The sequence below is a fragment of the Caenispirillum bisanense genome, assembly GCF_039523075.1.
GTDB lineage: Bacteria > Pseudomonadota > Alphaproteobacteria > Rhodospirillales > Rhodospirillaceae > Caenispirillum > Caenispirillum bisanense.
In genome coordinates, this window is record NZ_BAAAEP010000010.1 from 70,445 (window position 1) to 88,233 (window position 17,789).

The following is a 17,789-nucleotide window of genomic DNA, read 5'->3' on the forward strand; positions in this document are numbered from 1 at the left end:
GTCACCGATTACTGATCGTCGCGCTACGAATCTTGATGACCTTCATGCCGTCTTCGTCGAACGGGCCCTCAACATTTCCGGCCCGCGGTCCGTTCGGCATTACAATCAGGACGTCCTCGCTCGTCACCAGAGTTTGTTTCATCTGAGCCTTCCTCAGGCCCTGCGGCTTCGATTCGAAGTCATGACTGCAGCCATTTTCCTGGAGGAAGGTGCGAAGGCTGGCCCGAAGCTCTGCGACCTCCGCGTGTTGCTCCGGCCCGACCACATAATTCAGGAAACTATCGAGCGTATACTGAGGCTGAGTGCGGAAGAAGTCAACTGCCCGGTGTTGATACTCGGCTTTGGCCACGGGGTCAGCAATCCGATTTTCCGATTTCGCCCATGAATGGGTGACATCAACGGTGTCTTTGGTCGCTTTTTCTGGCGAAATTACAACATCGACACCTAGAAAATTTTCAAAGTACTCCGCAATGCCTCGCCTTTCATTTTGTCGATCTTTTACGAGGACATCCCATCCTCCTTGCCCGGAAGGGTCGATGATCGCGCACTTCATTACACTTCGTGGGTTCTCAACAAGAGCGTTGGTGATTTCCTCGAATCCCGCGGCCCCGCCGTCCCGCGCGTACCGAAGAACGCTCTCGTTATCATACTTAATAAGCGCTATCATTGCCCGTAGGGAGTTAGTGGTGCCGCCGTAGAATCGCGTGACTATTAGGATCCCTTCCGCCGCCCCTTGTGTGTGGGCAGTGAAAAAGTTCCGGGCGAGTTCGAGGCTCTCCGCTTCAAAGAGAGAGGAATTGGCAATTATGCTACGCGCCCTGGCTTCTACTGTGCCTGAGGGCGTGGCGCCTGAGCTAGTAGGGGCGATGGGTCTGAACTTGTACTTTGTCGTCGCAGAGTGAGCGCGGATAACGTCCTCGAAAAATCGCTTCGGTCTTCCGGTCAAGGCTATCGGGCTTAGGAACCGGTGGGCAAATCCGCTCCCGCCGTCAGACCGCTTCTCGATTATGTGGTACACGAAGTTGTGAATGTCGCACACGTCGAACATAAAGCCCCCCGCTCCTGGTTGCTGCGCGGGGCCCATATTATGAAAAGTTGTTTTTCTGTGCAATCATCAGGTTGCCTCACACCAACCTCTCCGCCACCTCCGCCGCATCCAGCCCCATGACCACCCGCACGCCGGCGCTTTCGGCCAGGCGGGCGGCATCGGGGTTCCAGGTGCCGGGTTCCAGCCACAGGACCTTCACGCCGATCTTGTCCTTGTGCTCCGCGATGCCGCGGGCCGCGAACATGGCGTCTTCCGGGCCGCCGAACACCTGGATCATGTCGATCTTGGTCGGGATCTCGAAGATGCTCGGCGGCACCACCTCGTTAACGTGGGTTTCGCCGGCGAGCGTCGGGTTCACCGGGATGATGTGGAAGCCGCGGGCCTTCAACCGCTCCACATAGGCCGCGCTCTCGTAATCCGGGTGGTAGCCCAGCACGGCCACCTTGAAGACGTCGCTGAGGATCTCCCGCAGGTATTCCTCGGGGTACTGGACCTTGTCGTTGGGGTCTTCGGGAACGACGGACGGATCGTGGCGGAACTCGACCATGGCAGGGCCTCCGGTGGGTTGCAGGGTATCCTGTTCCTGCAACGCGCGAGCGGCGGCGGGGGTGCGGCGGGCAGAGCCTGCCACTTCGCCAGAAGGTAGAGCTTCCTTCCCCATTTGGTGTAGATATAGGCGAGGCGGTGCCGGCCGCGCCTGCGGCCCGGTGCCGGTTTTTCACACCGCAAGGGGGGAACCTTGACGATGAGTTACCTGAAGCAGTGGCAGGCCGCCAAGAAGCAGTTCGAGACCGCCACCGGCAAGAAGAAGCCGAGCGAGAGCGTGCTCGGCGTGTTCCGCAAGTCGAGCGGTCTGGAATCGGCCTGCAAGACCCTGGACGCCGCCCTCGCCAAGCCGACGCTCGACAGCACCGAGAAGGCCATGGTGGTCTTCATGAAGGCGCGCGAAGACTACGTCAAGCAGCTGGAAAAGGCCGACAAGGCGGACAAGACCGACGACTACCGCAAGGAAATCGGCAAGCTGTCGGAGGCGCTCGACTCCATCCTCATGGACTATTCGGTGAAGAAGCAGGAGGCGCTGAACAACGCCCCGCGCCCGCTTACCGACATCCTCGGCCGCCATGCCAAGGACCTGTGCAGCACCGATTTCCTGAAGAAGCCGGGCGTGAAGTGGTTCGCCACCGCCAAGGAAGTGCAGCTGTCGGGCGTCGACGGCAAGCCGCTGCCCGAGGCCATCGCCTGCCAGAAGCGCTTCCTGGCCTCGCTGAAGCAGTACGACACCGCCGTCAAGACCGCCAAGGCCACCTGCGCCAAGGCCTTCGTGGTCAAGGCCGGCATCAAGGAAGCGGTGAAGCAGATCGGCCTCATCACCGATGCCGTCTCGCCGATGACCGAGGGCGCCCGCTACCACTACATGATGTGGGTGGAGGCGCAGGGCAAAGCCTTCCGCGATGCCGGCCGCGCCGGTGACATGCGCACCTTCATCGAGCAGGGCCCGCTCAGCGCCAAGATCGCCGCCGTCGGCAGCCTGCTGGAGGACGAGGCCGGCCGCCTCAACAACCTGGAAGCCGACATCCGCGACCTGCACCGATAAGCCGCCCGAGGCAGCGCGCCGGATCGCCACCCGGCGCGCCGCCGCTCAGGCCGACGAGGGTGCCCGCAGGGGCGAGGCCGCCGCCTGCGGCACCTGCGGGGCCGGCTCCGCCCGCCGGCGCAGCAGGCGCAGCGCGTTGGCGGTCACCAGAACGGTGGCGCCGGTATCGGCCAGCACCGCCGGCCACAGCCCGGTGACGCCGGCCACCGTGGTGACCAGCAGCAGCAGCTTCAGGCCCAGCGCCAGCGCCACATTCTGCCGCACCACGCGCAGCGTCCGGCGCGACAGGACGACCATGGCCGGAATGTCGCCGACGCGGGCGTGCAGGCTGGCGGCATCGGCCGTTTCAAGCGCCACATCGGTGCCGCCGCCCATGGCGATGCCCACCTGCGCCGCCGCCAGGGCGGGGGCGTCGTTGATGCCGTCGCCCACCTTGGCCACCTGGGCGCCGTCGGCCTGGAACCGGCGGACCAGATCGAGCTTCTGTTCCGGCAACAGCTCGGCATGGACGGTGATGCCCAGCTCCGCCGCCATGCGGGAGGCGGCCGGGCGGCTGTCGCCGGTCAGCATGACCGCCTCGATGCCGAGGGTGCGCAGGCGGGCAATGGCCGCCGCGGCGTCGGGCCGCAGGGTGTCGCGCAGGCCGATGGCGCCGGCCACCGCGCCGTCGCGCACCAGCACCGAAACGGTCCGACCCGCCGCCGCCAGGGGGGCCGCCACCGCCGCGACGGCGTCCTGCCCGGCCCGTTCGGCGGCGGCGGGCGGCGACCCCAGGAACACCTGCGCCCCGCCGATGCGGGCCTCCACCCCCTTGCCCGGCACCGCCGCGCCATGGTCGGCGGCGGGGATCGCCAGCCCCTCGGCAGCCCGCAGGATGGCCGCCGCGACAGGGTGGCTGGAACCGGCCGACAGGGCCGCGGCCATGGACAGAACCGCGCCGGTGTCGCCGTTCTCGCCGGCGATCACGTCGGTCACCTGCGGCCGCCCCTCGGTCAGCGTGCCGGTCTTGTCGAAGGCGACCAGGGTGGTGCGGCCGAGCGCCTCCAGCACCGCGCCGCCCTTCATGAGCAATCCCTGCCTCGCCCCGGCCGACAACCCGGCCGCAATCGCCGCCGGGGTGGAGATCACCAGGGCGCAGGGGCAGCCGATGAGCAGCAAGGCGGCGGCGCGATAGATCCAGTCGTGCCACGCCCCGCCGGCAAACAGCGGCGGAACGATCGCCACCAGCACCGCCACCGCGACGATGGCGGGGGTGTAGGAGCGGGCGAAGCGTTCGATGAAGCGGGCGGTGGGGGCCTTCTTCTCCTGCGCTTCCTCCACCAGGCGGACGATGCGGGCGATGGTGTTGTCGCGGGCATCGGCGGTCACCCGCACGCGCAGAAGGCTGTCGCCGTTGATGGTGCCGGCGTGGACGGGGTCGCCCGCCGTCTTCAGCCGCGGGATGCTTTCGCCGGTGAGGGGCGATTCGTCCACCCCGCCGGTGCCGGACAGGATCACGCCGTCGGCTGCCACCCGGTCGCCCGGCCGCACCTGGATGATGTCGCCGATGGCCACCCGGTCGGCCGCGATGTCCTCGATGGCGCCGGCGGGGGTTTCCCGGCGGCAGGTGCGCGGCATCAGGTCGGCCAGAGCGCGGATGCCGGCGCGGGCCCGGCTGGCCGCCACCGATTCCAGCAGCTCGCCGATGAGGAAGAGGAAGAGCACGGTGGCCGCCTCGGCCTCGGCCCCGATGGCCACCGCCGCCACGGCGGCGACGGTCATCAGCATCTCGATGGGGAACACCGTGCCGTAGCGGGCCGCCACCACCGCCCGCCGGGCCACCGGCACCAGCCCGACGCCCACCGCCGCCAGGAACGCCCACCGCTCCAGCTCCGGCGCCAGCAGGCCGACGACGACGGCCAGGGCGATTGCCGCGCCGCTGACCGCCAGCAGCGCCACGGCGGGGGTGGCCCACCAGCGGCGCTCCTCCCGCCGCGGCGCCGGGGCCGGCGAGGGCGACGGCGGCAGCGGCGGCGATGAGCAGGAGGCCGCCCCGGCAGCGGGGCCGCAGCAACCGCCGGCACTACCCTGGCTGCCTCCGCAAGTCTGGGGCTGGAGGCTCTCCGCCAGCGCCGCCGGACGGAACCCGAGGCGGGCGACGATGTCCCGTATCTCGGCGGCGGTGGTGCGGGCGTCATGGTGGATGGTGACCGCCCCGGCGGCGAGGGAGACCGACACCTCCTCCACCCCCGGCAGGCGGCCAAGCGCCGTCTCGATCTTCCTGACGCACGAGCCGCAGTCCATGCCCTCCACCGCGAACCGGGTTTCCTGCCGCGCCGGTGCAGCGCCCATGACGCACTCCTTTCCGATGGTGATGTCGCCTCGGGAAGACGGTACGATCTCTAGCGACTGGAGAAGCAAGAGGAGTTTTTCGTCATGGGCGACATGGCCATCGGCGAACTGGCGGCCCTCACGGGCGTGAAGATCCCGACCATCCGCTACTACGAACAGATCGGCCTGCTGCCGCCGCCGGCGCGCAGTGCCGGCAACCGCCGCCTCTATGACGACCGGACGCAGCGGCGCCTGGTCTTCATCCGCCACGCCCGCGACCTGGGGTTCGAGGTGGAGGCGATCCGCCAGTTGCTGGACATGTGCGACCAGCCCGACCGCTCCTGCCACCAGGCCGACAGCCTCGCACGGGCGCATCTGGCCGACATCGAAAGCCGGATCGCCCGCCTGGAAACCCTGCGCCGCGAGGTCCAGCGCATGATCGACGAATGCAGCCAGGACCGCATCTGCCACTGCCGCGTCATCGAGGTGCTGGCCGACCACGGGCAATGCCTGCACGAGCATCATTGACGGCGCGGAAGTACCGGCGCGACATTGCACGGCGGGGCGTTCGCGGATAGTCTCGACGCCCTGGCCTGCCTGACCCATCGGCGCCGAATGACACCTATTGTCCGCCTGTTCACCGCCCTGACCCTGATCGTCGCGCTGCTGGCCGGCGCGGTCGCCGGGGCTTTGGCGGCGGAGCATGGCGGCCACATGGCATCGGCCGCCGGCCATTCCGGCTTCCACCATGCCGCCCTGCCGGGCTCGCCGGGACATGGCGAGGCCGCCGGCCACCACAAGGGCGGGCCGGCGGTGGTCGCCCCCTGCTGCCCCGCCGCCGAGGCGCCGGGCAGCCTGCTGCCGGCGGTGCGCCTGGGCATGGAGGACGCCCTCTGGCAGCCCGGCCGCGCCTGGGCGCCCGATGCCCGCGCCATTCGCCCCGAGCCTCGCCCGCCGAAACCCCTCCTCTGACGGCCGGACCGCCCGCGTGGCGGCCCTTTCCCGCACCGGCGCCTGCGGGCGGCCGGTGCGCCTGCCCATGCCTTGCCATCAGAGGATGGACCACATCATGCCCCACCACAGGCATTTCACCACCCGCCGCGGCTTCATCGCCGGGCTGGGGTTCGGCGCCGTGTCGCTCTACGGTGCCTGGGCGGCCCATGGCGCCGCTCCGCTTCCCTTCCGCCGCCATGACGACGCCGCCGCCGACCACGCCCCGCCCGCCGCCGCCGGGGGCCATGCCGGCGGGGGGGGGGGGGGGGCCGGCCGGGGTGGCGCCGGCGACGGCAGCCCTTCCGCCGCCGCCTTCCGCCGCGAGCACGACACTTTCCTGCGCCGCCATGAGCAGGCTGACGGCAGCGTCGACCCGCACGCCACGGCCGACTCCTACGGCCATGACCACGGCCACGGCACCGCCGCCCCCGCCGCCGATGCGCCGGTCGACGTCCTGCTGCTGGCCGAGAGCTTCGGCTACAGCCCGGCGGTTCTGCGCCTGCGGGCCGGTGTCGCCTACCGTTTCCGCATGATGGCCGACGACGTCACCCACGGCGCCTCGCTCCAGCTTGGTCCGGCAAGCCGCATCATCCGGCTGCGCCCCGGCGCCGTCAGCGAGCAGACCCTCACCTTCACCCGGCCGGGCGAGTACCTGGTGTACTGCACCGTCTATTGCGGCGAGGGGCATGATCTCATGCACGGCCGCCTGATCGTGACCTGAGGGGGAGCGCAGCCATGAGACACTCCCATCCTGCCGCCCCCACCACCCTCACCGGCCGTCTCGCCGCCCTGCCGGCGCCCGACCGCGGCCTGCTGCGCCTGCTGTTCGCGGCCGCCCTGCTGGCCCTCTGCCTCGGCCTCCTGGGCGGGCTGGTCACCGCCCTTGCCCGCTCCGGCGCCGTCAGTCTGGTGCCGACGACGGCCTATCGCGTGCTCACCCTGCATGGGGTGTCGGTGTTCTTCTACTGGCTCTATCTCGGGCAGGCGGCGCTGCTGCTTGCCCTGGCGGCGGTCGAGGGCGGGCGCGGCATCGTCCTGCGGCCGCTCGCCTGGATCGGCGCCGCGCTGATGGTCGCCGGCTTCGCGGTCAGCGAGGTGGTGACGCTCACCGGCACGCCGCTGCTCTACGACGGCAACCCGGAGCCGGGGCGCGACGATCCCGCCTCCGTCGGCCTGTTCGCCCTCGGCTATCTGCTGCTGGCGGCAGGGCTGACGGCGGTGGCGGCCAGCGCCATCGCCACCGTCCTGCAGCCGCGCCGGGACGGGGCGGCGGACACCTTCTCGGCGGTCGGCTTCGCCGTCTTCGCCTGGGCCGGGTTCCTGGTGGTCAGCGCCATTGCCGCCGCCAATGCCTTCCTGCCCGGCCTGCTGTGGGCGCTGGGGGCGGGTGCCTTCCCGAGCGATCACGGCACGGAATGGCACATCCTGTTCCACAACCTGCACTACCTGCCGCTGATGGCGACGGTGGTGGTGTGGTACGTGCTGGCGACCCACCTGACCGGCGTCACCTCCATCCACGGGGCGCGGCTGTCGAAGCTGGTCTTCGCCGCCTATCTCGTCTTCGTGCCGCCCACCAGCCTCTACCACATGTTCCTGGAGCCGGACCTGGCGCCGGGCGTGCGGGTGGCCGGGTCGCTGCTGTCGCTGTTCGTGTCGGTGCCGACGGTGGCGGCCTTCGCCATCATCGTGTCGTCGCTGGAGGCGAGCACCCGCGCCCAGGGCGGGGTCGGCGGCCTGTTCGGCTGGATGCGCCGCCTGCCGTGGCAGAACCCGGCCATGGCCGCCATGGGATGGGCGGCGGTGAACATGATGCTCGGCCTGGTCTTCGCCTTCGTGCTGATCCAGGAGAAGCTGGCGCCCATGCTGTCCGACACCGTCTTCGTGCCGGCCTACTTCCACTTCTTCGCCGTCGGCGTGCTGACGCAGACCTTCCTCGCCGCCATGATGGTGATGCTGCCGGCGCTGGGTGGCGGCAGCCTGTGGCGGCCGGCGGTGCTGCGGCGGATGCCGGCGCTGGTGACCCTCGGGCTGGTGGTGTTCGCCGCGGCGGGCATCGCCGCCGGCGCCATGGGCGTGCCCCGCCGGGTGTTCGACATCGGCTACGGCGGTGGCGCGCCTGCCGCCTGGCCGGTGCTGATGGCCGTCATGGGCGTGGGGGCGACGCTGTTCGCCGCCGCCATCGGCACCCTGGCCTATGGCGTCGTCCGTACCCTGCCGGCGCGACCGCAGCGGGCGGCGGCGGAGCCCCTGCCGGTGGTCGACCTGCGCCCCGGCGCCGGCGGCATCGGCGCGGCGCCGGCCTGGACCGGACCGCTGTCGGTGGCGGCGCTGGTGGCGGGCATGTACGTCGCCACCATCTTCGCCTTCCAGCTGCTGAACAGCCTGCCGCTCACCGCCCTCGGCGGCGGGCACGGCCACTGACGGACACCGGAGACCCGACCATGAGAGACGACCTTCTGCTGGTGCTTGCCATCGTCGCCGTGTGGGCGGCGCTGGCCGCCGTCTACGCCCTGGTGCCGAGCCTCGGCATGCCCGGCTATGCCCGCGTGTGGGGCGGCGGGGCGCTGGTGTTCCTGGCCCTGGCGGCGGTACTTGCCGCCACCGGCCGCCGCCACCGACGACGCTAGGGAGGCGCCGCCGTCAGGGGCCGGCGACGGCGCACGGCAGCCGCAGCACGGCGCGGCAGGCGCCGCCGTTGCCGTCCTCCAGGCTCACCGAGCCGCCGTAAAGCTCCGCCACGTCGCGGGCGATGGACAGGCCGAGGCCGCTGCCCGGCACCGCCTCGTCCAGCCGGGCGCCGCGGCGGAACACCGCTTCCCGCTGGTCCGGCGGCAGGCCGGGGCCGTCGTCGTCGATGATGACGACCACCTCGGCGCCGTCGCCCCGGGCCGTCACCGTCACCCGCCCGCTTGCCCACTTGGCGGCATTGTCGATCAGCACGCCGGCCATTTCCTGCAGGTCCTGGGCATCGCCGCGAAAGGCGAGGCCGGCCGGCAGGTCCAGCGTCACCTCCCGCCCGTGCAGGCGGCCGATGGCCCGCGCCAGCGGTTCCAGCGCCGCCGCCACCGGCGCCCGCGCACCGGGCAGATCGCGCGAGGCGGCGGCGCGGGCGCGGGCCAGATTGGCCTCCACCTGCCGCCGCATGGCCTCCACCTGCTGGCGCAGGATGCCGGCGGCCTCGGCATGGCCGGCGGCGGTCAGGGCGTCGGCTTCGGCGGCGATGATCGCCAGCGGCGTCTTCAGGCCGTGGGCGAGGTCGCCGGCCTGCCGGCGGGCGCGGGCGACGGTGTCGCGGTCGTGCTCCAGCAGGGCATTGAGGTCGTCGACCAGCGGTGCCACCTCGGCCGGGAAGCGCCCGTCCAGACGCTCCGCCGCCCCCTGCCGCACCGCCAGCACCCGCCGCCGCAGCCGGGCCAGCGGGCGCAGCACCGCCGTGCCCTGGGCCGCCGCCGCCAGCCCCAGCGCCCGGCCCAGCACCGCGAAGGCCACCGACAGGTCGCGGGTGAAGCGGCCGACCGCCGCCTCCGTCGCAGCCGCATCCTCGGCCACCGCCACCCGCAGGGCATCGGCCCGCTGCGGCAGGCGGACCATGCGTTCGGCGGTCAGCAGCGCGGCCCCGCGCGGCCCGGGGAGGCGGTGCAGGCGCAGGGCGCCGTCGGCCACCTCGTCGGCCGGCAGCGGCAGCACCGCATCCCACAGCGACCGCGACCGCGCCAGCGGCGCCGCCGCCTCGCCCACCTGCCAGTAGAGGCCGGAGAACGGCTGCCGGAAGCGCGGATCGGCGGGCGGCGGCGCCACCGCCACCGTGCCGTCCCCGGCAACGGCGAGGGCGGCGATCAGCTGGTCCATGGCGGTCACCAGCCGCGCCTCGGCCTGCGCCTCCACATGGTCGCGGAACAGCTCCACCAGCACCCAGCCGCCGGCCGCCAGGGCGAGGCCGATCCACAGCACGGCGCCCAGCAGCACCCGCCGTTGCAGGGAGGCGGCGCCGGTGCCGCCGCTCATGCCTCCGGCACCCGGTAGCCGAGGCCGCGCACCGTCTCGATCAGCCCCGCCCCCAGCTTGCGGCGCAGGCGGCCGACGAAGACCTCCAGCGTGTTGCTGTCGCGGTCGAAATCCTGGGTGTAGACGTGTTCGGTCAGTTCGGCGCGGCTGACCACCTTGCCCTTGTGCAGCATCAGGTAGGCGAGCACCCGGTATTCATGGGCGGTCAGCGGCACCGCCTCGCCGTCGCGGGTGACGGTGGCGCCGCGCGGGTCGAGCACCACCGCCCCCACCCGCACCACCGGGTCCGCCTGACCGGCGGCGCGGCGGATGAGGGCGCGCAGGCGGGCCAGCAGTTCCTCGGTGTTGAAGGGCTTGGTGACGTAATCGTCGGCGCCGGCGTCGAGCCCGGCCACCTTCTCGCTCCAGCCGTCGCGGGCGGTCAGCACCAGCACCGGCATGGTGCGGCCGGCGGCCCGCCAGCGGCGCAGCACCGACACCCCATCCAGGCGCGGCAGCCCGAGATCGAGCACCACCGCATCGTAATCCTCCGCCTCGCCCAGCTGGTGGGCGCGGTCGCCGTCATAGGCGGTGTCGACCGCATAGCCGGCGGCGGCCAGGGCCCGTTCCAGCTGGAGCGTCAGGCGGGGTTCGTCCTCCGCCACCAGAACCCTCATCGCGCCTTGCCCTCCGTCTTCACCACCTCGCCGGTGCGGGCGTCGACGACGTGCTTCATCACCCGGCCCTCGGGCGTCAGCACCTTCAGTTCATAGAGCGGCCGGCCGTGTTTCTGCTCCAGCTCCACCTCGATCAGGCGGCCGGCGGCTTCGATGCCGGTGCGCTCCAGCAGGGTCGCCAGCGGCAGGATGTCGCCGGCCTGCAGGGCACGGCGGGCGCGGTCGTGGTCGTGGTCGCGGTCATCGCCACCCGCCGCCGGCACGACCGGCAGCAGCAGGGCAGGGAGGAGAAGGCAGAGGGCATGAAGGTATCGGCGCATGGTCCCAGCATAGCCCGCGCGGCTGAACGGCGGCTGAACGGCCGTGCCGCCTTCAGGTGCCGTTCAGGATGCCCCTGCTAGACCGGGGGACATACCCAGTTGAGCAGGAGACACCCCATGATCGTCAAGACCATCGTGCAAGGTCGGGTGGCCGCCGGCGTCATCGCCGCCGCCGGCCTCGCCTGGGCCGAGGTGGCGCCGCCGTCGCTGCCGGCCGACCCCGACGCCGCGCCGGCGCTCACCGCCTCCGCCCGCGATCACGACCGGGAGCGGGAGCGGGCGCCGCGGCTGGCCGGCGGCGGCGACACCGGTTACCTGCCGCTCGTCATCGGCGGCCGGGACCGGCACGGCGATGACGACGACCACCACCGCCGCAAGCATCACGAAAGCCGGGAGCGCGACCATGACTGAGACGACCGCCCGCGCCCCGACCCCCGCCGCCCGCCGCCTCGCCATGCCGGCCATGCGGGCCTGGCACGCGGTGATCGCCGGCGGCTTCCTGGTCGCCTATCTCAGCGGCGATTCCGACCGCCTCTACATCATGCATCAGGTGGCCGGCTACACGGTGCTGGCGGCGGTGGTCGTCCGCCTGCTGGTGGCGGCCTTCGCCCGCACGGTGCCGTGGCGGATGCCGCGCGCCTCCCTCGCCGGGACGCGGGAGTGGCTGCGCAGCGGCCGTGGCCGTCACCCCCTGTTCGCCTGGCTGGCGCTGGCGCTGTTCGTCACCGTCGGGGCCGCCGCCGCCAGCGGCATGGCCGCCCACTGGCTGACCTGGGTGGAAGACCTGCACGAGGGCCTGTCCACCGTCTCCCTGTGGGTGGTGCTGGGCCATGCCGGCTTCATCCTCGTCATGGTCGGCGGCAAGCGGCACCTGAGCGCGCTGTGGCGCCGCCTCACCGCCTCCCGCCGTGCCGTCTGGAAGGAAAGCACCCGATGACCCGCCTGCCGCGCCTGATCCTCGCCGCCGCCGCGCTGACGGCCGCCGCCGCGCCGCTGCCGGTGCTGGCCGGTGATGCCGCCGCCGCCCGCGCCGCCCTGCTGGAGCAGTATGCCGCCGAAGCCCGCGCCGCCGACCCCGCCTTCACCGCCTTCTCGGCGGCGGCCGGCGAGAGCCTGTTCCGCACCCGCTGGGCGGCCGGCGATGCCCGCACGCCCGCCTGCACCGCCTGCCATACCGACGACCCCCGCAGCCCCGGCCGCAACGCCAGGACCGGCCGCCCCATCGACCCGGTGGCGGTATCGGCCACCCCCTCCCGCTTCAGCGATCCGGCGGAGGTGGAGAAGCAGTTCGGCCGCGACTGCGAGGCCGTCCTCGGCCGCGCCTGCACGGCGCGGGAAAAGGGCGACTACATCACCTTCATGCAGGAGCAGTGACCATGCGATCCCTTTCCCGTGCCGCCCTGCCGCTGCTCGCCCTGCTGTGGGCCGGGCCGGCGCTGGCCGGGTCGGACGACCGGATGCCGCCGGTGACCGACCCGCTCACCAGGACCGCCTGCGGCGACTGCCACATGGCCTTCCAGCCGGGTTTCCTGCCGGCGCGGTCGTGGAGCCGGATGATGGACACCCTGTCCGACCACTTCGGCGACAACGCCACCCTGCCGCCGGATCAGGCGGAGGCCATCCGCGCCTACCTGACCGCCAATGCCGGCGATGTCCGGCCGCAGGGGGCGGCGCCGCAGTACATGCGCTGGGTCGCCCCCGACGGCGCCCCCCAGCGCATCACCGAAAACCCCGCCTTCCTGCGCGACCACGATTTCCGCCCGAGCGTCTGGCAGCGGCCGGACGTGGTCACCCGCTCCAACTGCCTCGCCTGCCACACCGGCGCCGACCGGGGGCTTTACGACGACGATTGATTTCGCACCTGCGAGTCTTTTCGAAACGCCTGCGCCTTCTCGGCTATTGTTGTGGCAAAGACCGCAGCCACGGCGTTGGACGAGGTGCCCATGGAGATGCAGCGTCGAGACAGGCCCGGCCAGCAGGATGCGGAAGAGGGCCTGGAAGCCATACGCCGCCAGGGCGGCCCGTTCGTCGCTGCGGTCGAGGCGACCCGGATGCCGATGGTCGTCACCGACCCGACGATCCGGGACAACCCCATCATCTACGCCAACGACGCCTTCCTCGACCTGTGCGGCTACGATCTGGAGGAGGTTCTCGGCCAGAGCTACATGTTCCTGGCCGGCGACAACACCGATACCGAAACCGCCGGCCGGATCCGCGAGGCCATGGCGGCCCGCCGCACCCTGCTGGAAGACATCCAGCTCTACCGCAAGGACGGCACGCCCATCTGGGTGTCCGGCTTCATCAGCCCGGTGATCGAGGACAACCGGGTCATCCAGCACTTCGCGTCGTTCATCGACATCACCTACCGGGTGGACCTGGAACGCAGGCTGAAGCAGGGGCGGGACAACCTGGAACGCCTGGTCGACCGCCGCACCCGCAAGCTGGAGGCCGCCAAGGCGCGGCTGGAGGAAGAGGTGGAACGCCGCCTGCGCATGGAGGCGGTGCTGCGCGACACCCTGGCCGAGCGCGACAACGACCTGCGCTATCGCATCTTCCTGTCGCGGGAAGTGGACCATCGGGCCAAGAACGCCCTGCAGCTGGCATCGTCGCTGCTGCAGATCCAGGCGCGGCGGACGGAGGACGAGTCCACCCGCTCCGCCCTCCATTCCGCCCACGAGCGCCTGATGCGCATGAGCGAGATCCACGCCATGCTCTACCAGAAGGACGATCCCGGCAGCGTCGACTTCGGCGACTATCTGCGGCGCCTGGTCCACAGCCTGGGGGAGACGCTGCAGCCGTCGCCGGGGCAGGTGGTCATCGAGCTGGAGGTGGAGGACTTCACCTGCGGCGCCGACCTGGCGACGCCGCTCGCCCTTACCGTCAGCGAGGCGGTGACCAACGCCCTCAAGCACGCCTTCCCGGAAGGCCGCCGCGGCCACATCCGCGTCAGCCTGGAAACGGTGGGCGGCGGGCTGATGCGGCTGACCGTGCGCGACGACGGGGTGGGCTCCACCGGCGGACCGCGGCCGGGCTCCCTCGGGCTCGACCTGATCCGCAACTTCGCCGCCCAGGTGCGCGGCAAGGCCGCGGTGGCCGCCGCCGACGGGGCGGGCACCTGCGTCACCGTCACCTTCCCCGACCCCCAGGGCGGCCCCGACTGACGACGAAGCCGGGGCCGGCGCCGCCGTGCCTACAGCGACGCCATGCGGCCGAGGAAGCCTTCCACCTGGGTGCGCAGCTGCTCGCTGTCGCTGCGCAGCACGCGGGAGGCCTCGCGCACCTGTTCCGCCCGCGCCCCGGTCTGCGCCCCGGCCTCGGCCAGCGCCTCCACGTTGGACGATACCTCGCGGGTACCCAGCGCCGCCTGCTGGACGTTGCGGGCGATCTCCCGCGTGGCGTCGCTCTGCTGGCGGATGCCGTCGCTGACGGCGACGGTGATCTGGTCGATTTCGCCGACCACGCGGGTGATCTCGGAAATGGCCCGCACCGCGTCGGTGACGCCGGACTGGATGTCCTTGATCTGGTCGCTGATCTCCTCGGTGGCCTTGGCGGTCTGGCCGGCCAGGGCCTTGACCTCGTTGGCGACCACGGCGAAGCCCTTGCCCGCCTCGCCGGCCCGTGCCGCCTCGATGGTGGCGTTGAGCGCGAGAAGGTTGGTCTGGTTGGCGACGTCGGTGATGAGGCCGATGATCTCGCCGATGCGGTGGGCGCGGTCTTCCAGGGTGGCGACGGTGTCGCGCGCCGCCCCGGCGCTGTCGGCCGCCCGCGCCGCCACGGCGGCCGCCTGCGCCACCTGGCGGTTGATCTCGCCGATGGAGGCCGACAGTTCCTCGCTCGACGCCGCCACCGTCTCGACGCTCACCGACGCCTGGGTGGAGGCCGCCGCCACGGTGGAGCTGCGGCTGCGGGCATCGTCGGCGACCCGCGTCATGGTCTCCGCATCCGCCTGCAGCGTGGTGGCGGAGCCGGTCAGGCTGTGCAGGAAGGTGTCGATATTGGCGCGGAATTCCTCCAGCAGCGCATCGCGGCGGGCCAGCTTCACCTTCTGGACGCTGAGGTCGATGGCCGCTTTGGCGTCGTCCATCTGCTTGCGGATGATGGATTCCTTGAAGGTGGCGACCGAGCGGGCGATGTCGCCGATCTCGTCCCGGCGGTCGAGGCCGGCGATGGCGATGCCGGTATTGCCGCCGGCCAGTTCCCCCAGCGACAGCCGCAGGCTGGCCAGCGGCCGCGTGATGCTGCGCACCAGCACGACCGACGCCAGGGCGATGACCGCCAGCAGCACCACCTCGCCGGCGGTAAAGGCGATCATGGCCGCCTGGGCGTCATCCTCCAGGGCCGAGACCGTTTCCCGCAGGTCGTCGCTCAGGGTTCCGGCGGCGGCCGCCATGCGGTCGATGCGCACGGTGGCGACCCGGAACCATTCCGCCCCTTCGACGCCGCCCAGATGGCGGCTCTCCGGGTAGGCGATCACCAGCGCCCGCAGCGCCGCCAGCGCCGCATCGCCGTCGCCGGTCACGGCCTGCGCCGTCAGGGCGCGGGCGTTGGGGCTGGCATATTCGGTGAAGCGCTTGAGCAGTTCCTCCTGCCGGGCGATCAGGCTGACGAAGCGCTGATGCTCCTGCGGCGCGATCTGGCCGGCGATGAAGGCGACGTTGCCGGTGGCGCGCTCCAGCCCGGCCAGTTCCTTGATCTCCAGGAACAGGTCGTAGGCGAGCAGATCCTTGACCAGCTGCGCATTGGGGGCGGCATCGGCCAGGGCGCCGGTGGCGGCCAGCATGGCTTCGCTCGCCTCGGTATAGGCGGCGAGCGCGTCGGGAACGCGGATGGCGCCGCGGTCCACCTGCTCGCGCACCACCGTCAGCCCCTGCACCTCGTGCTCCACCGCCTGCATGGCGGCTTCCAGCCCCAGCGCCCGACCCTGGCGCACGCCCTCGGTGGCGGCGGCCATGGACTGGTCGGTCAGGCGGCGGCGCTCCGCCAGCTGGCGGGTGGTGTCGTCGGTGCGGGCCTGCAGGTAGCCGGCGGTGGCGCCGCGTTCGGCCTGGATCATGTGGCCGAGGTGGCTCAGCGCGTCCGCCACGTCGGCCAGGGCGTCCAGCCGCCCGAGGCTCTGCGCCTGCTGGTAACGGTCGTGGGCGGTGAGGCCGGCGACCACGGTGAGGGCGCAGGTGGGCAGCAGCGCCACCAGCACGATGCGGGCGCCCAGGGACAGGCGGTTGAAGGCCTGCGCCAAGCGCCCGAACCGGCCGCGCCCGCCGCCGCCCTGGGTGACGAGCCCGGCCTTCACCAGATCCGGCTTCATCTTCTGGTCGTGGTTCAGGACGTGGTCCATGAGCCAGCGATGCAGGAAGGTGACCACGGTCTCCACCTCCATGGCGCCATCGCCATGGGCGAGCCCGTCGCGCAGGCCCTTCAGATGGTCGAGGGTACGCCGGTGGCCGTCCCGGTGCCGGCGGGCTTCCTCGCCGCCCTGCAGGCGGGCGAGCAGCGCCTCTTCCCGCTGGAAGTGATCCTCCAGGTGACGCACCAGGGCATCGAACCGCGGCAGCAGCCGGGCGGCGGCCTCCTTCGAGCCGATCATCCCGTGGAATTCGTTGATGAAGTCCACGAGCTGCCGGTGATCGCGATCGAGATCGTCCACACCCAGTTCGAACACTTCGCTCCAGGCCAAGAGCGCATTCATACCCGCATCCTCCCTGGGATGAACCGACGCGCATTTCTTATCCCAAGGGCGCAGGGACATCAACCTTGGTATTCATCCATAAGTATGGAAACTTGGGTGGAGCGTGACGGAGAGGCCAGGGAGTTGGATCGCCGGCCAGAAGCAAAATACCCGCCGTCTCGCGACAGCGGGTGTTTCTGAAACTTTGTGGAGCTGAAGCGCTGCGAGGACGATCCCGAGCAGGCCTTCCCCATTGAGGAAGACCGCACCGTCTGCCCCCACTTCGTCGACTACGACCGCATGACCGTGGTCGAGCAGGGCTCCTTGCGCTACCGCAATGCCGAGAACGCTACCATCCTCGTGCGCGACTGCGCCCCGGCAGAAGGCGCGACGCCGGTGCCGCTGGTGGAGACGGCGGAGGGCTGCACGCTCCGCCACGACTTCGCATCGAACCGGTCCAACCGCCAGACCAAGCTCATCTATCACATGGGCGACCTGACCTATCAGGCCGGCGACTGCATCGACAGCGACACCTAGTATCCACACCTGCGGCTGTATGAGACCGCCGCCGGCCAGCAGGTCTGCCCGCCGGTCGTCGACACCGCCTGCCAGAACTCGTCCGTCACCTATCCGCACCAGATCCAGATCGTCGGCTGGCAGAACCACGACGAGCAGCGCTTCGCCTATCGCCTGTCCACCGTCTACATCACCACGCCCAGGGGCCGGCATGACCTGCTGGTGGCCGAGGTGCTGCCGGGCACCGAGCAGCATCCTTACGTGTTTGATCGGAACATCATCGTCCCGACATCCGATGTGCTCTACGACGGTTGCACCAAGTACGCCTGTACAGAGAAGAGCGAGCTCTGGAAGCGCCCGGTGGGGAAGGACAGCGACGAGGGCGGCGGCTTCACCGCGCTCCTGAATGACATGATCGCCTTCCACCACGGCGATCCGGTCATCGACGCCGAAGTCCAGCGCGGCGCCAACCGCATGAAGCTGAAGGCGCCGCAGGAGCGCTCCGGCGTGCATTCCTCCGCCATCACCGGCATGGCCCTGTTCGCCGATCCGCTGGTGGCTGCGAACACCGCCGCGTCCGACTTCACGGTGGCCGATCTGATGCACCGCAATACGCCGGCGGCGCTTTACCTCATGGTGCCGCCGTCCGACATCGGCCGCGTCCGGCCGCTGCTGCGCATCA

Annotated in this window: 20 protein-coding genes; 13 read left to right on the plus strand and 7 right to left on the minus strand. The window is 71.1% G+C overall.

The features are described from left to right. Nucleotide 1 precedes the first annotated feature (1 nt). A complete protein-coding gene (locus ABD056_RS06895) occupies nt 2–1,048 on the minus strand; it encodes a nucleoid-associated protein (RefSeq protein WP_343865697.1) in 1,047 nt (348 codons plus the stop codon). A 76-nt stretch (nt 1,049–1,124) separates the two neighbouring features. Next, nucleotides 1,125–1,595 carry a CoA-binding protein gene (locus ABD056_RS06900; RefSeq protein WP_343865699.1) on the minus strand — a complete coding sequence of 157 codons (471 nt, stop codon included), beginning with the start codon at nt 1,593–1,595 and terminating at the stop codon, nt 1,125–1,127. A 198-nt stretch (nt 1,596–1,793) separates the two neighbouring features. Between ABD056_RS06900 and ABD056_RS06905 the strand changes: the two genes are divergently transcribed. After that, nucleotides 1,794–2,642 (plus strand): hypothetical protein, encoded by an 849-nt coding sequence (locus tag ABD056_RS06905; protein WP_343865701.1) that lies wholly within the window; start codon nt 1,794–1,796, stop codon nt 2,640–2,642. Between the two features lie 45 nt (nt 2,643–2,687). On the opposite strand, the gene ABD056_RS06910 is transcribed toward ABD056_RS06905, so the two are convergent. Next, nucleotides 2,688–4,973: a heavy metal translocating P-type ATPase gene (locus ABD056_RS06910; protein ID WP_343865703.1), complete on the minus strand. Its 2,286-nt coding sequence runs from the start codon at nt 4,971–4,973 to the stop codon at nt 2,688–2,690. A gap of 84 nt (nt 4,974–5,057) precedes the next feature. Between ABD056_RS06910 and ABD056_RS06915 the strand changes: the two genes are divergently transcribed. From ABD056_RS06915 to ABD056_RS06935, 5 genes are all read left to right on the plus strand, one after another. After that, nucleotides 5,058–5,480 (plus strand): MerR family transcriptional regulator, encoded by a 423-nt coding sequence (locus tag ABD056_RS06915; RefSeq protein ID WP_343865705.1) that lies wholly within the window; start codon nt 5,058–5,060, stop codon nt 5,478–5,480. Between the two features lie 87 nt (nt 5,481–5,567). Then, nucleotides 5,568–5,924: a hypothetical protein gene (locus tag ABD056_RS06920; protein WP_343865707.1), complete on the plus strand. Its 357-nt coding sequence runs from the start codon at nt 5,568–5,570 to the stop codon at nt 5,922–5,924. A 97-nt stretch (nt 5,925–6,021) separates the two neighbouring features. After that, nucleotides 6,022–6,666, plus strand: a complete 645-nt coding sequence (locus ABD056_RS06925) for a cupredoxin domain-containing protein (RefSeq protein ID WP_343865709.1) — start codon at nt 6,022–6,024, stop codon at nt 6,664–6,666. Between the two features lie 14 nt (nt 6,667–6,680). Continuing rightward, nucleotides 6,681–8,366 carry a cbb3-type cytochrome c oxidase subunit I gene (locus ABD056_RS06930; protein WP_343865711.1) on the plus strand — a complete coding sequence of 562 codons (1,686 nt, stop codon included), beginning with the start codon at nt 6,681–6,683 and terminating at the stop codon, nt 8,364–8,366. A gap of 20 nt (nt 8,367–8,386) precedes the next feature. After that, nucleotides 8,387–8,572, plus strand: a complete 186-nt coding sequence (locus ABD056_RS06935) for a hypothetical protein (RefSeq protein WP_343865712.1) — start codon at nt 8,387–8,389, stop codon at nt 8,570–8,572. A 13-nt stretch (nt 8,573–8,585) separates the two neighbouring features. On the opposite strand, the gene ABD056_RS06940 is transcribed toward ABD056_RS06935, so the two are convergent. The 3 genes from ABD056_RS06940 to ABD056_RS06950 are packed head-to-tail and all read right to left on the minus strand — an operon-like array spanning nt 8,586 to nt 10,926. Further along, on the minus strand, nt 8,586–9,950 hold the full coding sequence (locus ABD056_RS06940) for an ATP-binding protein (protein WP_343865714.1): 1,365 nt from the start codon (nt 9,948–9,950) through the stop codon (nt 8,586–8,588). Next, nucleotides 9,947–10,606, minus strand: a complete 660-nt coding sequence (locus tag ABD056_RS06945) for a response regulator transcription factor (RefSeq protein ID WP_343865716.1) — start codon at nt 10,604–10,606, stop codon at nt 9,947–9,949. Before ABD056_RS06945 ends, ABD056_RS06940 begins: the two co-directional genes overlap by 4 nt. Beyond that, nucleotides 10,603–10,926 carry a PepSY domain-containing protein gene (locus ABD056_RS06950; RefSeq protein WP_343865718.1) on the minus strand — a complete coding sequence of 108 codons (324 nt, stop codon included), beginning with the start codon at nt 10,924–10,926 and terminating at the stop codon, nt 10,603–10,605. Before ABD056_RS06950 ends, ABD056_RS06945 begins: the two co-directional genes overlap by 4 nt. Nucleotides 10,927–11,043: 117 nt before the next feature. Between ABD056_RS06950 and ABD056_RS06955 the strand changes: the two genes are divergently transcribed. The 5 genes from ABD056_RS06955 (at nt 11,044) to ABD056_RS06975 (ending at nt 14,087) form a co-directional block, all read left to right on the plus strand. Beyond that, complete coding sequence (locus ABD056_RS06955) at nt 11,044–11,337, plus strand: hypothetical protein (protein WP_343865720.1); 294 nt, start codon at nt 11,044–11,046, stop codon at nt 11,335–11,337. Next, nucleotides 11,330–11,863, plus strand: a complete 534-nt coding sequence (locus ABD056_RS06960) for a cytochrome b/b6 domain-containing protein (RefSeq protein ID WP_343865722.1) — start codon at nt 11,330–11,332, stop codon at nt 11,861–11,863. Before ABD056_RS06955 ends, ABD056_RS06960 begins: the two co-directional genes overlap by 8 nt. Beyond that, on the plus strand, nt 11,860–12,300 hold the full coding sequence (locus ABD056_RS06965; RefSeq protein ID WP_343865724.1) for a DUF1924 domain-containing protein: 441 nt from the start codon (nt 11,860–11,862) through the stop codon (nt 12,298–12,300). The genes ABD056_RS06960 and ABD056_RS06965 overlap by 4 nt, the downstream gene beginning before the upstream one ends. Before the next feature lie 2 nt (nt 12,301–12,302). Beyond that, the gene (locus tag ABD056_RS06970; RefSeq protein ID WP_343865725.1) at nt 12,303–12,779 is read left to right on the plus strand and encodes a cytochrome C; all 477 of its coding nucleotides are present in this window, start codon (nt 12,303–12,305) and stop codon (nt 12,777–12,779) included. Between the two features lie 96 nt (nt 12,780–12,875). Next, entirely contained in the window at nt 12,876–14,087 is a 1,212-nt protein-coding gene (locus ABD056_RS06975; protein ID WP_343865727.1) for a sensor histidine kinase, read from the plus strand. 29 nt (nt 14,088–14,116) lie between these two features. Here ABD056_RS06975 and ABD056_RS06980 read toward each other — a convergent pair whose 3' ends face one another. Further along, the gene (locus ABD056_RS06980; protein ID WP_343865729.1) at nt 14,117–16,612 is read right to left on the minus strand and encodes a nitrate- and nitrite sensing domain-containing protein; all 2,496 of its coding nucleotides are present in this window, start codon (nt 16,610–16,612) and stop codon (nt 14,117–14,119) included. Between the two features lie 186 nt (nt 16,613–16,798). Here ABD056_RS06980 and ABD056_RS06985 point away from each other — a divergent pair, with 186 nt between their 5' ends. Both ABD056_RS06985 and ABD056_RS06990 read left to right on the plus strand, forming a co-directional pair. Then, nucleotides 16,799–17,128 carry a hypothetical protein gene (locus ABD056_RS06985; RefSeq protein WP_343865730.1) on the plus strand — a complete coding sequence of 110 codons (330 nt, stop codon included), beginning with the start codon at nt 16,799–16,801 and terminating at the stop codon, nt 17,126–17,128. Between the two features lie 201 nt (nt 17,129–17,329). Next, a partial coding sequence (locus ABD056_RS06990) for a type IV secretory system conjugative DNA transfer family protein (protein ID WP_343865732.1) occupies nt 17,330–17,789 on the plus strand: 460 nt, incomplete at its 3' end.

Coding starts and splice junctions, on each gene's coding strand:
- ABD056_RS06900 (WP_343865699.1), bottom strand. CDS start 1,595: ATGGTCGAGTTCCGCCACGATCCGTCCGTCGTTCCCGAAGACCCCAAC.
- ABD056_RS06915 (WP_343865705.1), top strand. CDS start 5,058: ATGGGCGACATGGCCATCGGCGAACTGGCGGCCCTCACGGGCGTGAAG.
- ABD056_RS06955 (WP_343865720.1), top strand. CDS start 11,044: ATGATCGTCAAGACCATCGTGCAAGGTCGGGTGGCCGCCGGCGTCATC.
- ABD056_RS06940 (WP_343865714.1), bottom strand. CDS start 9,950: ATGAGCGGCGGCACCGGCGCCGCCTCCCTGCAACGGCGGGTGCTGCTG.
- ABD056_RS06895 (WP_343865697.1), bottom strand. CDS start 1,048: ATGTTCGACGTGTGCGACATTCACAACTTCGTGTACCACATAATCGAG.
- ABD056_RS06970 (WP_343865725.1), top strand. CDS start 12,303: ATGCGATCCCTTTCCCGTGCCGCCCTGCCGCTGCTCGCCCTGCTGTGG.
- ABD056_RS06925 (WP_343865709.1), top strand. CDS start 6,022: ATGCCCCACCACAGGCATTTCACCACCCGCCGCGGCTTCATCGCCGGG.
- ABD056_RS06910 (WP_343865703.1), bottom strand. CDS start 4,973: ATGGGCGCTGCACCGGCGCGGCAGGAAACCCGGTTCGCGGTGGAGGGC.
- ABD056_RS06905 (WP_343865701.1), top strand. CDS start 1,794: ATGAGTTACCTGAAGCAGTGGCAGGCCGCCAAGAAGCAGTTCGAGACC.
- ABD056_RS06935 (WP_343865712.1), top strand. CDS start 8,387: ATGAGAGACGACCTTCTGCTGGTGCTTGCCATCGTCGCCGTGTGGGCG.
- ABD056_RS06980 (WP_343865729.1), bottom strand. CDS start 16,612: ATGAATGCGCTCTTGGCCTGGAGCGAAGTGTTCGAACTGGGTGTGGAC.
- ABD056_RS06975 (WP_343865727.1), top strand. CDS start 12,876: ATGCAGCGTCGAGACAGGCCCGGCCAGCAGGATGCGGAAGAGGGCCTG.
- ABD056_RS06960 (WP_343865722.1), top strand. CDS start 11,330: ATGACTGAGACGACCGCCCGCGCCCCGACCCCCGCCGCCCGCCGCCTC.
- ABD056_RS06930 (WP_343865711.1), top strand. CDS start 6,681: ATGAGACACTCCCATCCTGCCGCCCCCACCACCCTCACCGGCCGTCTC.
- ABD056_RS06945 (WP_343865716.1), bottom strand. CDS start 10,606: ATGAGGGTTCTGGTGGCGGAGGACGAACCCCGCCTGACGCTCCAGCTG.
- ABD056_RS06965 (WP_343865724.1), top strand. CDS start 11,860: ATGACCCGCCTGCCGCGCCTGATCCTCGCCGCCGCCGCGCTGACGGCC.
- ABD056_RS06920 (WP_343865707.1), top strand. CDS start 5,568: ATGACACCTATTGTCCGCCTGTTCACCGCCCTGACCCTGATCGTCGCG.
- ABD056_RS06950 (WP_343865718.1), bottom strand. CDS start 10,926: ATGCGCCGATACCTTCATGCCCTCTGCCTTCTCCTCCCTGCCCTGCTG.